Below are 14115 nucleotides of genomic sequence, written 5' to 3'. Positions count from 1 at the left end.
TTCTATGGTAAATCGTGAAATAGTAATGGATTACATCCTTTCCTGTTTACAGGATTTGGTCGAAAACGGTGTGGAAATTAAGCCTGACAGCGATCTCGTCAACGATCTCGGCCTGGAGTCGATTAAAGTGATGGATCTCTTAATGATGCTGGAAGACAGATTTGATATTTCCATTCCGATTAATATTCTGCTGGATGTCAAAACCCCTGTGCAATTAATGGAAACACTACTTCCATGGCTGGAGAATAAATAATGGGGCTATACGATAAATATGCGCGCCTTGCTGGCGAGCGACTGCAATTTAGTGACAACGGGTTAACACCGTTTGGCACCTGTATTGATGAAGTGTATTCCGCCACCGAAGGCCGGATCGGCAATAAAAAAGTGATTCTGGCCGGGACCAATAATTATCTCGGATTAACCTTCAATCATGATGCCATCACCGATGGTCAGGCAGCGTTAGCGGCACAAGGTACCGGCACCACCGGTTCACGTATGGCTAATGGTAGTTATGCGCCGCATCTGGCGTTAGAGAAAGAGATTGCCGAGTTTTTCAATCGCCCTACCGCTATCGTTTTTTCAACCGGTTATACCGCTAATTTAGGTGTCATCAGCGCACTCGCCGACCATAACGCCGTGGTGTTGCTGGATGCCGACAGCCACGCCAGTATTTATGACGCCTGTTCTCTCGGCGGCGCGGAGATTATTCGTTTCCGCCATAATGACGCCAACGATCTGGAACGTCGCATGGTTCGCCTCGGTGAACGGGCAAAAGAGGCGATTATTATCGTTGAAGGCATCTACAGTATGCTCGGTGACGTTGCGCCGCTGGCGGAAATTGTTGATATCAAACGTCGTCTCGGCGGATATTTAATTGTCGATGAAGCTCACTCGTTTGGCGTGTTAGGCGCAACGGGGCGCGGGCTGGTTGAAGCCGTTGGCGTTGAAGATGATGTGGATATTATCGTTGGCACCTTCAGTAAAAGCCTGGCTTCTATTGGTGGTTTTGCCGTGGGTTCGGAAGCGATGGAAGTGCTGCGCTACGGCAGTCGTCCGTATATTTTTACCGCCTCCCCTTCTCCTTCCTGCATTGCAACCGTGCGCTCGTCGTTAAGAACTATTGCCACTCAACCAGAGTTGCGGCAAAAACTGATGGATAATGCCAACCATCTGTATGACGGGCTGCAAAAGCTGGGTTATGAGTTAAGCTCACATATTAGTCCGGTAGTGCCGGTAATAATCGGTTCGAAAGAGGAAGGTTTACGCATCTGGCGTGAGCTTATTTCGCTGGGCGTGTATGTGAATCTTATCCTGCCACCTGCCGCGCCGGCGGGCATCACGCTGCTGCGCTGTAGCGTAAACGCTGCCCACAGTCGTGAGCAAATCGATGCCATCATTCAGGCATTTGCTACTCTGAAGCAGTAATGTGAGCCCGCCGTGGTGTTGCGCCACGACGGGTTTAATGTTGCCTATCAAATAGATACACCAGAATCAACGCCACCAGCACAAATGCCATAGGTAAACCGAGTGCAGTAACGGGCGCACTCAGCGCAAATAATAATCCCAGATTGACCATTATTTGGTAGCTTATCCAGGTAAGTAAGCCAACGATGACGCCTACAGCAAGACGGCTGCCCATCCCCGGCGAGCGCGGGGCGCTAAAGGTAAAAGGCACTGCCAGCAAAATCATCGCCAGGGTTAAAATGGGATGCCCCAGCTTTTCCCACAATGCCAGGCGATACTCACTGCTCGGTTGTCCGGTTTCCTGCAAGTAATTGATGTAATGGTTGAGCTGACGAACGGAAAAGCTATTGCCCGGCATCGACAGTTCTTCAAGATTCATACTGGTGAATGTCGATTGCCAGGCAAGATTATCTAATGTTTCCAGCGTTTCTTTGCCATTCAGCCATTTTTTATGATTCACACCATGCAGGATCCACGTTTTGTCGTCTTCAATAGTGGCACTGCGCGCGTAAATGTAGGATTCGAGCGAGAGATCGTCACGGTAATGAAAAATCTCCACCCCCACCGGCTGGCCCTGTTCGTTTAGCGATTTTACCGTCACAAATTCATTGCCACGTCTGGCCCACAGCATATTGCCAGTAATGTCATCGTCTTCCCCCAACGCGGTGGCGGTCGATTTGATTTGCAGCGCCTGTTGCTGCAATGGCGAAGCAACCCATTCATCAATTGCGCCTAACGAGACAGCCCACAGAATACCCGCGACCAACACCACCATTGCAATACGAAAAATGGAAAAACCTGTGGTGCGAATGGCGGTAAGTTCACTGTTCTTCGACATCTGTCCAAGACCAACAATCCCGCCTAATAAGGCGATAAACGGTCCAAGATCGATAAGCGTACGCGGCAAGGTCATCAACACCACCATCACCGCCTGGGTCCAGCGATAGCCGCCGGGGCTGACATCATCTAGTTCGTTAATCAGGTTGAAGGTGGTGAAAAGCGGAAGCAGTAATCCAGCCGCAGCCGTAAACCCGAGAAACACGTGACGTATCAAATAGCGACTGAAAATATTCATCGGAAGTATTTCTGCAACAAAGAGAAGTCGCGGGCAATGAGCAGCAGCAAGCCAATCAACATCACCCCTGGTATCAACCACAAACCTGGAATAAGAGGGATCGCGCCATTAGCCACCAGCGTACGGCAAACATCGCCGCCATAAAAAATGGCAATAAACAGCAACGTCAGTGGCAGTAACGTAGAAAATCGCCCCTGGCGCGGTTTTACACGACTTAAAGAGATGGCCAGCAGCGCCATCAACAACGCTGTCAGGCCACGGCTTTGTCGCCATTGCAGTTCAGCATGATCGGCAGGAAATACAGAGCGCGCCAGTTCCGCGACCGATTTCGCTTTACGTTTGACGTTGGCGCTTTGATCCAGCGGATTCAGATGTAATTGCAGATTACGGTAGATCTGTTCGTTGTCGTCACTACCCTCATGATCGAGTATATAAGCCGTGCCGGAATGCAACATTACGGTAGGCTTCTCAGGAGAGGGGTCAACAACATCAAGCGAACGGGCGCGGAAAATGCGGGTTCGATTGGCGGTAGAGGTGTAAATCAGCGCGTCAGTCAGGCGATTATTGTCCTGGTCAACCGTCTGTGAAAGGATCATTCGCCCGTTATCGTTAGTATTAAATTTCTTTGCCCGCAACTGGCGAACATCCAGTTCCGACTGCGACTGTTGTTCCAGTTGATAAATCTGCGCATAAGCCCAGGGCCGACCATACATCGACAACAGCGTGACAAAAATGCTTAATGGTATTGCCAGATACAGAACGGCTTTATACAAACGTGCGGGACTGGCGCCCGCCGCAGAGATAGCGGTAATTTCCGAGTCAGTATACATCTGCCCAAGCGTCACACCAACCGACACATACAGGCCCACCGGAAGTAACATTTCAAGCGCTATCAGCACTTTGTAGAAAACGACATTAAGTACTACATCAAGCGCTAAAGTCCCATTGGCTGCTTCGGTCAGGTAACGCTGTGCAGAGTAGCTAGCGAAGATAAAGATCAAAAAACCAACGATAATCAGCACCAGACGGCGCGTACCACGCATGATGTAGTGTTCAACCAGTTTCATTTCACTAACGCCCTCAATCCTTTGAGTTTTTTATTCATTGATCAGTTTCTGCGCCAACGCTATGACCTGATCAACCTCTTCTGGCGTCAGGCTGCCGTCCTTCGCCCACTGAATTTGCCCGGCTTTATTCAGCACCAGAATGGTTGAACTCTGTTCCGGCAAGCGCCAGGCAACGCGCCCCAGACCGCTTCCGTCGATTACGAATTGCGCCCACGGATAGCGACGTTTATTTTTTTCAATTTTACCTGTCACAAAATAGCTGGTGCCGAAGATGGCATCATCGGTATTCACGATGGTGGTGGGCTGAAAACGATCCTGAGGATAGTTTGCTGCTTCTACTGCTTTGATTAACAGTGAGTTCTTCTTCTTCGCTGACTTTCGTCCGGCAATATACTGAATAATGCGGACTTTTCCCTTCAGTTGCGTGCTGTTCCATTTTTGATAGTAAATTTCGTCATTTTTAAGCAGCAATTCACCACCGTCCTGAATATAAACAGGCGTGACCGTTTTTCCGATGACGAAATTGTGCGCAATCGCGCCGAACGGGAAGAGTAAAAATATCAGCGCAGTAATCAGACGAGAGGGCATCATTGCTCCGGTTATAGCGGAAAACGCGAAATCAGCAGTTCTAAGCGCTGACGAATATCGCTGTCGAGTGCCACCGGTGCATCATATGACTGGCGATTTTCCAAATCATCCGCCACCATGTCATCGTGCTTATCCCCCATCAGGCCATTAATGGCCGCCAGGAAGCGGGAAATCTGCAACGCCTCTATATTTTCGGGATCAATCGATCTTAGAGTGTCGTAATAAGAAACCTGCTGACTGATGATTTTTCGCACATCATGAAATTCCCTGCCGGTTAGCTGCGGCCTGGCAATAATTTTTTTCAGGATGTGCATTTGCTTCTGGCGATAAGCGATAAAACCGTTAACGCTTTCTAGCTGGCTATGGCGTAATGAATAATTCACCAGCCACCAGACAGGGGAGCTTAAATAAACACGTAACAGGTTGCCGTAATACGACACAATATTTTTCTTACCATTACGAAAACCGTCCTGGAAACGTCCAAGAAAAACCGTCGTTTTGCCGAATAAAAATCCGGCCTGATGCTTCTTTAAATACAACCGTTGCGCAAAACGCAGATGCTTGTAGCGCGCTCGCATGTATTTAAATTGTTTGCGTTCTTCATCGGTAAGAGAGTCGCCTTTCGCTTGCTTCAGGGTCAGGTGGAGTAACGCCTTGCGATTGACTCCGTCCAACCAGAATCTCAGGCATAATGCATAATTGTCATGAATAATTTCCGATGAACAACGCAGTGCGATCGTTGGCGGTAAGCTAACTTGAGCGTCAACAACATCATCTTCTTCGACCGCGACAAATAAACGCTCACTGACCTCAAGTGGAAAATATTTTTTCATCATTGGGATTTTTCTCCCACTGCGTTATAGGCCAATAAATGGCGTTGAAAGAACGCCTTTAATGTCGGAATTAATGAGAGCACCACATCCAGACATTGCCCACCGAAGTAAGCAAATGCTGCCCCCAGCACGCCAAACAAATGACAGAACATGAACAGCAACACGATATAACCAATTGAGGCGATGGTTTGCGCCACGAGAAAGGCACGCTGTTTCCCTGCCATTAGCAATAATGACTCCTGTGGGAAGCCCAGCATCGAAATAACAATCGCTCCGAGCATCACCTGGATCAGGTCATACGCTTCGAGATACTTAACACCAAACACCAGTGAAATAAGTGGCTTGCCAACGATTAACACAGCCAGCGCCACCAGAATGCCAATCCCGCCAGCCAGCAATCCAGACTTCACCCCAAGGAGCCACGGTCTGGTCGTTCGTGGATCTAAGCGCATAACTTCAGGGTAAAAACTCTTACCCAACAAACTGGCAGGCGTCCCGGCGGCATCGAAGAATGTCATAGCGATTTTAAATAACCCGGCAGCAGCTGGTCCTAATACGATCCCCACCAGCACCGTGCTACATGAATTACGCGCCGACCAAATGGAATGGGCAATGTTGGTTGACCAGACAAAACTCCACGCGCCTTTGATGTGTCGGGCAGACTCAAACAGGTTCAATTTGAAGGCGTTATGGATATTTCTGCGACGTAATTCACGCGCGGCAAACCACCAGTACATGGTGCCGCCAACCAGATTCGATGCGTACCAGGCGATAACAAATCCGGCAAAGCCTAAGTTAAAATACCAGGCGATTACGCTGCCCGCCGCACGCAGAAAAGGTTTCGTCGCCTGCTGTACCGCAATTAAGTCGAAGCGATCAACCGCACGCAAAATGCCGGTTGGCGTGGAGGAAGCCATTGAAGGAATGAGCGTGCAATAGAGCGCTGCCAGCCAAAAGCCTTGGTCATCCAGACCTAATGAATGGGAAAGGAATGGCAGTAAGGCAATGCCGCCGACAATCGCCACCGCGCCGCTGACGATATCCAGCGAGAAGGAAAATGAGACGACATTGCGGAATTGCTGGGGATTATTGTTGGTTAATGCTGGCGTTCCGTACTGCACCACCAACTGCCATGTCTGAAACTTAATAAAATCGCTGATCGACTTGGCATAAGACTGTATGACGACAAGTACGCCAAACATCGCTGGCGTCATCCCTTTACCGGCGCATGAAAGCGCCAGTAAGCCCAGCAAGGCGCTCACGACATTGCTGGAACCTAACCAGGCACTGTTACGAATAATGGTGCGAAAGGCGCCATCTGCAAACCAATGTTTGATGTTAAAACCTGCCAATTCAGCCTGACCTTATCGTTGAAAAATGAAAAATATCCCGTCTGCCTTAAGTCAAGCTTCGGCGGTCAGAAACTATGGCAACCAGAGAAACCGCTTTCTGTGCCTGTTCCAGCACTTCGCTGTAGGGCGCTCTGGAATCAATCTCTAAAATTTTCGTGCCGTTATAGCCAATCTTCGACATGACGCCGATTTTGTCCTGCAACTCGGCATAGTCATGATCAGGCTTGCGGGAGATGGCAGTATCAATATCAATCCCCAAACGAATGATTAATTCAGGACGGTACTGCGCCATTTGTTGGTATAAACGCCGTTCGCGCCGCGCCAGAAACATGCTGATTTTCCCGGTCGCACGTTCGACGCCAATCCCCGGTCCGTCATAATAAAAACCGGAAATTTCCGCCTGCGGAAAGCGATCGCTGACCACCAGAACGCCGCTTTGTGCCAGTCGCTGGACCTTACGAAGGTTCGCCATTCGCCGTAGTGAAAAGCAGTACATAATCACCGCTGCCCAGAGCGCCGGAGAGCGAGTTTTCATGCTTTGGGTTTTCGAGGATTTGGCCGCCAGCCGCCGCTCCAGCCAGACACCAACCAACGGTAATCGTTTGATTTTGTCGCCGTCTTCGCCGGAGAGCAGCCCCAGATAGCGACGCTCGGTTTGCCAGTGCTGTTGTAATGATTTCACCAGATCGGTGGTTAGCGTTGATTTACCGGTGCCATCGCACCCGACCACCGCAATTAGCCCCGGAATATAGTTGGACTGCGGAGCGGTGGTGCTGTTTACAGCTTGCGTTTGTAGTGCATCCATTCTTTAAATCATCCCCTATCCATTTTGGTGATCAGGAAAGTTCGGCGTGAATTGCGCGTAGTGACGCTTGCAGGATTTCATCGGCGGGTTGCCGTCCATCCAGTTCAAGGATCCTGGCGCCGTTGAACGTCAGTTGCGGCGTAATGGCGATTTTTTCCTGTAACGCCGCCAGTTGATGGTCAGGTTTACGCGAAAACGCGGTTTGTTCATCAATGCCAAGACGAATCAACAATACGGGCAAATAAGACGCCATCCATTGGTACAGCTTCAGCTCGCGCTGCCTTAACATTTTTACCCAACCATTACCGCCTTTAGTTTTAGCCAGTTGTGGGCCATCAAAACGAAAGCCAGGGACTTCAACCTGCGGGTAGCGGTCGGTGATGAGTAGATAGCCTTGCTGGCTTTTTCTTAACATTTTGCGAAACTTGTACGCCCGCCAGCAGGAAAGCAAATAGATAACCAGCGCGGTAATATTGCCAGGCGGCGTTGAGGGCTTTTCATGCACATGAGCTGCCTTCCCCCGCAGATAACGCCCAAAAGGGGCGCCAATTATAGGTAGCTGTGAAATCCATTCGCCAATTCGCCCGGACGATTGCCCGAGATAAATGTGTTCTGTTGGCATTATTGCTGCCAGTTCATTCACCAGGCTTGCCGTGAGGGTCGATTTACCTGAACCATCACATCCCACAATGGCAATAACACGCACTGGCATGGAATTAATTATTGACATATTACGTTGATTCACGAAAAACCCGGCAGCAAATAATGTATTGAATATTACGTGGTCCGTGCTCAGAATATCCGTTCAATCTTATTGTGACAATGGTTAATTGTGACATTCACTTGAATTACGCTTTCATAAAATATATTAACCAAATAAATATTTTGGATGGATATTTAAATTTAAGGATATATTCATGCAGTCAATAACACCTCCATTAATAGCCGTTATTGGTAGTGATGGCTCAGGCAAGTCAACGGTTTGTGAACATCTCATTACCGTTGTCGAAAAATATGGTGCCGCAGAAAGAGTTCATCTCGGAAAACAAGCCGGAAATGTCGGTCGTGCAGTGGTAAAACTGCCCTTAATGGGAAAATCGCTGAATAAATCCATTGAACGCAATAAAGTGAAAACAGCGAAAAAATTGCCTGGGCCAGTTCCGGCGCTGGTAATTACAGCGTTTGTCGCACGTCGCTTACTGCGCTTTCGTCATATGCTTGCCTGTCGTCGCCGCGGGTTAATTGTTTTAACCGACCGTTATCCGCAAGACCAAATTCCTGGCGCTTATGATGGTACGGTGTTTCCGCCTAACGTTGAAGGCAGCCGGTTTGTGTCCTGGCTGGCAAGTCAGGAACGTAAAGCATTTCACTGGATGGCGAGCCATAAGCCTGACCTGGTCATCAAACTCAATGTCTCCCTGGACGTGGCCTGCGCGCGTAAGCCTGACCACAAAAGGGCATCGCTGGAAAGGAAGATAGCCATAACGCCACAGTTAACTTTTGGAGGCGCGCAACTGGTTGATATCGATGCCAATCAACCGCTGGAACAAGTGCTGGTTGATGCGGAAAAAGCGATTACGGATTTTATGACAGCACGAGGTTATCACTAGTCAGAAGTGATAATGCCCGATCGCAAGACCGGGCATTATCAGGAAGGTTAAATAAGCTGCAATGCAATCCAGTACAGACTACCAGACAGAAAAATCGCTGCCGGTAAGGTAAACACCCACGCCATCAGGATGCTGGTTACCGTTTTACGCTGTAACCCACCGCCATCCACCACCATCGTCCCCGCCACCGCAGAAGAGAGTACGTGAGTTGTGGAAACTGGCATCCCAATATAGCTGGCAAGACCGATTGATACCGCCGCCGTCATCTGCGCCGCCATCCCTTGCGCATAAGTCATGCCGCGCTTACCAATTTTCTCACCGATGGTCATCGCGACACGACGCCAGCCAATCATGGTGCCAATACCGAGCGCTAAAGCCACCGCCATGATTATCCACACAGGAGCATATTCAATGGTGCTTAACATATCGCTGCGCAGTTTTTTCAGCAGGTTCTGGTCGTCTTTGCTAACGCCAGGCAGTTTCGCCAGCTTCGCAGAGGTATCAGAGATACAAAGCATAATCCGGCGCAACTGACTGCGTTGACTCACGTTTAACGGTTCGTAGCTTTCCATATTGCCCGGCAGCATCGTTTTAACGCGCGCAATTGCGTCAAAGGTATTTGCCGGATGACAATGGAACTCCGTCACTTGCGTGCCATCAGTCGGTGCCGCAGGCAATGGAGGTTCCATCGCAATCAACTTCTGCGGCAGTTCAGGATGCTGTTGCAGATAGTGTTCGAAGTTGGTGACGGCATCGCGGGTACGCGTAATTTCATAGCCAGACGCGTTCATATTAACGACGAACCCTGCGGGGGCTATCCCCACCAATACCAGCATTACCAGGCCGATCCCTTTCTGTCCGTCGTTCGCACCATGTGAAAACGCCACGCCCGCAGCGGAAACAATCAGCGCAATACGCGTCCAGAATGGCGGTTTACGTTTGCCCTTTTTCTTTTTGCGATCTTCAGGAATACGGTGAATACGGTCACGCTTTTTCGTCCCGCTCCAGAAACGGCGCAGCAGGAAAATCAGCCCTCCTGCAATGACCAGGCCGACGATGGGGGAGACAATCAACGAAGAGAAAATCTTGGTGACTTCACGCAGGTTTAACGCGTCCATCACCGACGAGCCGGTCAATAGCGCGTTGGTTAAGCCGATGCCGATAATCGCGCCAATCAACGTGTGCGAACTGGAAGCCGGTAAACCAAAGAACCACGTTCCCAGGTTCCAGATTATCGCCGCCAGCAGCATGGAAAAGACCATCGCCAGACCGTGGGTTGACCCCATATTCAATAGCAAATCGGTTGGCAACATATGGACGATGGCATAAGCGACACTAAGCCCGCCCAATAACACGCCAAAGAAGTTAAAAAATGCCGCCATCACCACGGCAAGTTGTGGCTGCATGGCTCGGGTATAAATAACGGTTGCCACCGCATTCGCCGTGTCATGAAAACCATTGATTGCTTCGTAGAACAACACAAATGCCAGAGCAAGTAATAACAAAAGCCCTGTGTATATATCAAGGCCAACGAATAAATTTAGCATATATTAGATTACGCCATTTTGAATTTACGAACGAACGCATTATCAGTGACTTTAACGGCGTGGGCAAAGTGAAATATCATCTTTTAGCGATAAAAAGAGTGTTATTACTTTAGTATCAGATAATAAGTTGCCATTCAAAATTTTAAGAAATAATTAATGGCAAATCATTTCAATCATTAATACATTCACGTTGTGAATTTATTAACTTCATGCATTACAACATTCAATACTTTGAGTATTCCATGAGCGATTTTCCGTGCTGATTATTTTTGATAATCAGCACGGGTTTACGAAAAAGTCTATTACTCTTTCAGCACAATTAACGGTTCAATATCACTCTCTTTTTTGATGACCAGAGATTCATCGCCGCGCAAACATGTCCCACCGTAGTTGCCGCCCACGGTGAAGGTACATACCTGAATGTATTTACCGTCCACTTTTGGCAGACACCACAGTTGCTGGTAGATATTTTTCTGCTCGGCAAATTTACCGCTGGTTTGGTCGAGCACCTCTTCATGATGGCTGACCAGGTCGATATTGCTACCACAGCGACCGGCAATCGGTTTCACTGCATAACCGGTTTTCACCAGTTCATCATTAACAGTGAAATCGGTATCCAGCAGATAACGATGATGCGGAAACAGCGACCAGAGAATTGGCAGAATCGCTTTGTTGCCAGGGATCACCGTCCAAAGCGGTTCAAAGACCAGCACTTCCGGGCGTAGCAGAACGTCGATCAGGCGCACTTCATTTTGCGGGTGACCAGTGCGAATCGGGACCGCAGCAAATTCACGGTCACTGACTTCACGAATCTGATCAAACGCCGTTTCCCACGCCCAGGTCTTCCACACGCAGTTAACCAGTCGCCCTTCTCCATCAATCAGTTGCCCGGCAGCATCCCAGCCCAGTTCATCTAACCCGCGCAAGATACGCGTTTCAAAACCTGCCTGTTGCAGCGCCTGCTCCATAAACTGAGCGTGATAGTTCTCCTCAATATCTTTGTCCTGCATGATATGGACAAACGGACGCGCGCGACTGTGTTTCCACGCGCCAGCCAGTTCGTTAATCAGCCCTTCCGCCGGGTTGAAGCCATTGCCTTTATAGCCCTGCTCCGCCCAACGCTCGAGGATTAAGCCCGCTTCGGTATGACAGGAGGCGGAATCGGCATTGTATTCATAGACCTTCAGGCCACGCTCATCCATGCAGAAATCCATACGACCGGTGATCATATGGTGGCGACGACGCTGCCAGGAGAGGCGCAAACGCGGCCAGAGGATTTTCGGAATGTCGAACAGCGCCAGCAGATTGTCATCTTTCAGCACTTTGTCGGTAGCGTGAAGATACATCAGGTGCAGCTCGTTGGTGGCTTTAACCAGTTCCTGTTCGGCGCTCTCCGTAATGGTGTAGTAATGATACGGATCCTGATTGATCACCTGACCGTTCGCCTGCACGTAGGCGTTTTGCAGCGGATCTTTTTCATCCAGCCATTTACCATCAAACTGGCCTTTGTTTTCCAGGCGCGCTCCGCTGATTTTCAGCAGCTCGCCTGCAATTTCCGGCTGCGGTAAGCTGTATTCAGTATCTTCCGTCTGGATCATCCAGCCCAGAATGGTGGTGTCATCGAAAGTGTCTTTGAGGGTATAGCAGCCGTTTTCTACCACCATCTCCAGCTCGCGCGTCCACTGTTGCCCTTGCGGCAACGGGGAATGAATCACGTTTTGTTCGGCAATACGGACTTTGTTGCCATGCAATTGCGTAATGATGGCGACATGGCCGGTGTCTTTAAATTCACCGCCCTTATCCCAGATAAGAAGCGCGCCCGCCACCGGCGCACGCGGCGAGCCGTTAGGAAATGCCTGCAATGGCAGGATGTTGTCATTAACCACTTCACGCAGGAAGCGCAGCGAGAAAATCTCCCACGCCATGCCCACGTCAGTGAAGACCACACCGTAGTTCAGAAAGAGAAAACGGCGAGCAAACTCAACGCATTGCCATTTGTGGCCCATATATTCGTCGTCGATATAGCTACGGAATACGGCGTCATCTTCGTATTCCAGCGGATCGAGAGAACTGTAATCTGAAGAGTAGATTGCTACCCCACCGGGGGCGTAGCCCAATAACGTCCCGAACGGGGCATCCTGGCTGGTCGTTCCTTTGCTCATCACTTTACCTTTAACAATACAACCTAAGCAGTTGGCGTAATTGTTGTGCTCTGATTACCTGCTCAGCGACATTAACCGGACAGAGGTTAGACTTATCATACACCTCAACGCAGCGGCTGGCGCAAAGGGTTAAAAAATTCACATTCTGTACAGCAAGTGACCTGCTACACTGCTTCAACACTACCACTCAGAAGGCAACTCACTATGACAGACAATACTTATCAGCCCGCGAAAGTCTGGACGTGGGATAAATCCGCTGGCGGCGCGTTCGCCAATATCAATCGCCCGGTTTCTGGTCCGACGCATGAGAAAACGCTGCCCGTTGGCAAACACCCATTGCAACTTTATTCGCTGGGAACGCCGAACGGTCAGAAAGTAACGATTATGCTTGAGGAGCTGCTGGCGCTGGGCGTTACCGGGGCAGAATACGACGCATGGCTAATTCGTATTGGCGATGGCGATCAATTCTCCAGCGGTTTTGTGGAAGTGAACCCAAATTCGAAAATTCCCGCTCTGCGCGATCATACGCATAACCCGCCGATCCGCGTTTTTGAGTCAGGATCGATTCTGCTTTATCTGGCCGAGAAATTTGGCTACTTCCTGCCGCAGGATCTAGCGAAGCGAACTGAAACGATGAACTGGTTGTTCTGGTTACAGGGCGCTGCACCGTTCCTCGGCGGTGGTTTTGGTCACTTTTATCATTACGCGCCAGTGAAAATTGAGTACGCCATTAACCGCTTTACCATGGAAGCCAAGCGCCTGCTCGACGTGCTGGATAAGCAACTGGCGCAGCATAAGTTTGTCGCGGGCGATGAGTACACCATTGCGGATATGGCGATCTGGCCGTGGTTTGGCAACGTGGTGTTAGGCGGCGTATATGATGCCGCAGAGTTTCTTGATGCGGGCAGTTATAAACATGTGCAACGCTGGGCGAAAGAAGTGGGCGAACGTCCGGCAGTGAAACGTGGGCGTATTGTTAACCGCACCAACGGGCCGCTGAACGAGCAGTTGCATGAGCGCCATGACGCCAGTGATTTTGAGACGAATACGGAAGATAAGCGCCAGGGGTAAGAGTTGACGAGGCGGAAAATTGTGCACAAATTGTCCCCTCGCCCCTTCGGGGAGAGGGTTAGTGTGAGGGGAACAGGTCAGCACAGGCTCGAATAATGCTCACTGAAAGGCAATCGAGCACAATGCCTGATGCGACGCTGCCGCGTCTTATCAGGCCTACGAAAGCTAATCATCACGCGCTGGTAATGTCGTAATCCATTTGGCGCAGTGCGTCTAATGTGGCTTTGGCTTCGTCTTCGTCGATGATACTCATGGCAAATCCGACGTGTACCAGCACCCACTGGCCCAGTAGATCGGCAGGGTTACCTTCGCAAATCAGCGCGATATTCACGTCGCGCTTGATACCACATACTTCAACCTGCGCAAGCTGGTGAATATCTTCACCGACAGCCAGCACCTGGCCTGGAACGCCAATACACATTGTTAACTCCGGTTATTTCGATTGCCGGACAAACGCGAAAAAGAACCTTTATCGGGTGTTTCCCCTCACCCTAACCCTCTCCCCGAAGGGGCGAGGGGACCGTCCGTGCGCTTTTCAGGC

14 protein-coding genes are annotated in these 14115 nt (G+C 49.9%); 4 read left to right on the top strand and 10 right to left on the bottom strand.

Annotated features, from left to right (window positions below):
- The first annotated feature begins 4 nt into the window (after positions 1-4).
- Together D9742_RS14435 and D9742_RS14430 are read left to right on the top strand one after the other, a co-directional pair.
- Positions 5-253 (top strand): acyl carrier protein, encoded by a 249-nt coding sequence (locus tag D9742_RS14435; RefSeq protein WP_001697422.1) that lies wholly within the window; start codon positions 5-7, stop codon positions 251-253.
- Positions 253-1425 (top strand): aminotransferase class I/II-fold pyridoxal phosphate-dependent enzyme, encoded by a 1173-nt coding sequence (locus tag D9742_RS14430; RefSeq protein ID WP_130237351.1) that lies wholly within the window; start codon positions 253-255, stop codon positions 1423-1425. Before D9742_RS14435 ends, D9742_RS14430 begins: the two co-directional genes overlap by 1 nt.
- Positions 1426-1459: 34 nt before the next feature.
- Here the strand turns inward: D9742_RS14430 and lptG are convergent, their stop codons facing one another.
- Genes lptG through D9742_RS14395 form a run of 7 tightly spaced genes read right to left on the bottom strand, consistent with a single transcriptional unit; the run spans position 1460 to position 7929 of the window.
- Positions 1460-2539, bottom strand: a complete 1080-nt coding sequence (gene lptG, locus D9742_RS14425) for an LPS export ABC transporter permease LptG (RefSeq protein ID WP_130237350.1) — start codon at positions 2537-2539, stop codon at positions 1460-1462.
- A complete protein-coding gene (lptF, locus tag D9742_RS14420; protein ID WP_096266392.1) occupies positions 2536-3606 on the bottom strand; it encodes an LPS export ABC transporter permease LptF in 1071 nt (356 codons plus the stop codon). Before lptF ends, lptG begins: the two co-directional genes overlap by 4 nt.
- Positions 3607-3636: 30 nt before the next feature.
- Positions 3637-4194, bottom strand: coding sequence for a YtfJ family protein (locus tag D9742_RS14415; RefSeq protein ID WP_096266393.1), 558 nt, complete (start codon positions 4192-4194; stop codon positions 3637-3639).
- A gap of 11 nt (positions 4195-4205) precedes the next feature.
- Positions 4206-5030 (bottom strand): hypothetical protein, encoded by an 825-nt coding sequence (locus D9742_RS14410; RefSeq protein WP_130237349.1) that lies wholly within the window; start codon positions 5028-5030, stop codon positions 4206-4208.
- On the bottom strand, positions 5027-6379 hold the full coding sequence (locus D9742_RS14405) for a lipopolysaccharide biosynthesis protein (protein ID WP_130237348.1): 1353 nt from the start codon (positions 6377-6379) through the stop codon (positions 5027-5029). The genes D9742_RS14410 and D9742_RS14405 overlap by 4 nt, the downstream gene beginning before the upstream one ends.
- A gap of 46 nt (positions 6380-6425) precedes the next feature.
- Positions 6426-7184 carry a hypothetical protein gene (locus D9742_RS14400; RefSeq protein WP_130237347.1) on the bottom strand — a complete coding sequence of 253 codons (759 nt, stop codon included), beginning with the start codon at positions 7182-7184 and terminating at the stop codon, positions 6426-6428.
- A 31-nt stretch (positions 7185-7215) separates the two neighbouring features.
- Positions 7216-7929: a dTMP kinase gene (locus D9742_RS14395; RefSeq protein WP_130237346.1), complete on the bottom strand. Its 714-nt coding sequence runs from the start codon at positions 7927-7929 to the stop codon at positions 7216-7218.
- A gap of 172 nt (positions 7930-8101) precedes the next feature.
- Here D9742_RS14395 and D9742_RS14390 point away from each other — a divergent pair, with 172 nt between their 5' ends.
- Entirely contained in the window at positions 8102-8794 is a 693-nt protein-coding gene (locus tag D9742_RS14390; protein WP_130237345.1) for a dTMP kinase, read from the top strand.
- 47 nt (positions 8795-8841) lie between these two features.
- Here the strand turns inward: D9742_RS14390 and pitB are convergent, their stop codons facing one another.
- Both pitB and gss read right to left on the bottom strand, forming a co-directional pair.
- The gene (pitB, locus tag D9742_RS14385; protein ID WP_130237344.1) at positions 8842-10341 is read right to left on the bottom strand and encodes an inorganic phosphate transporter PitB; all 1500 of its coding nucleotides are present in this window, start codon (positions 10339-10341) and stop codon (positions 8842-8844) included.
- A 302-nt stretch (positions 10342-10643) separates the two neighbouring features.
- Positions 10644-12503 (bottom strand): bifunctional glutathionylspermidine amidase/synthase, encoded by a 1860-nt coding sequence (gene gss / locus D9742_RS14380; RefSeq protein WP_130237343.1) that lies wholly within the window; start codon positions 12501-12503, stop codon positions 10644-10646.
- A 204-nt stretch (positions 12504-12707) separates the two neighbouring features.
- On the opposite strand from gss, the gene yghU reads away from it, so the two are divergent.
- On the top strand, positions 12708-13574 hold the full coding sequence (gene yghU, locus D9742_RS14375; protein ID WP_001295515.1) for a glutathione-dependent disulfide-bond oxidoreductase: 867 nt from the start codon (positions 12708-12710) through the stop codon (positions 13572-13574).
- A gap of 172 nt (positions 13575-13746) precedes the next feature.
- On the opposite strand, the gene hybG is transcribed toward yghU, so the two are convergent.
- Entirely contained in the window at positions 13747-13995 is a 249-nt protein-coding gene (hybG, locus tag D9742_RS14370; protein ID WP_000334896.1) for a hydrogenase maturation factor HybG, read from the bottom strand.
- Positions 13996-14115: the final 120 nt, after the last annotated feature.

This window comes from Escherichia sp. E1V33 (assembly GCF_004211955.1).
GTDB lineage: Bacteria > Pseudomonadota > Gammaproteobacteria > Enterobacterales > Enterobacteriaceae > Escherichia.
The sequence above is the reverse complement of the archived record's forward strand: the minus strand, read 5'-3'. Positions and strand labels throughout refer to the sequence as shown.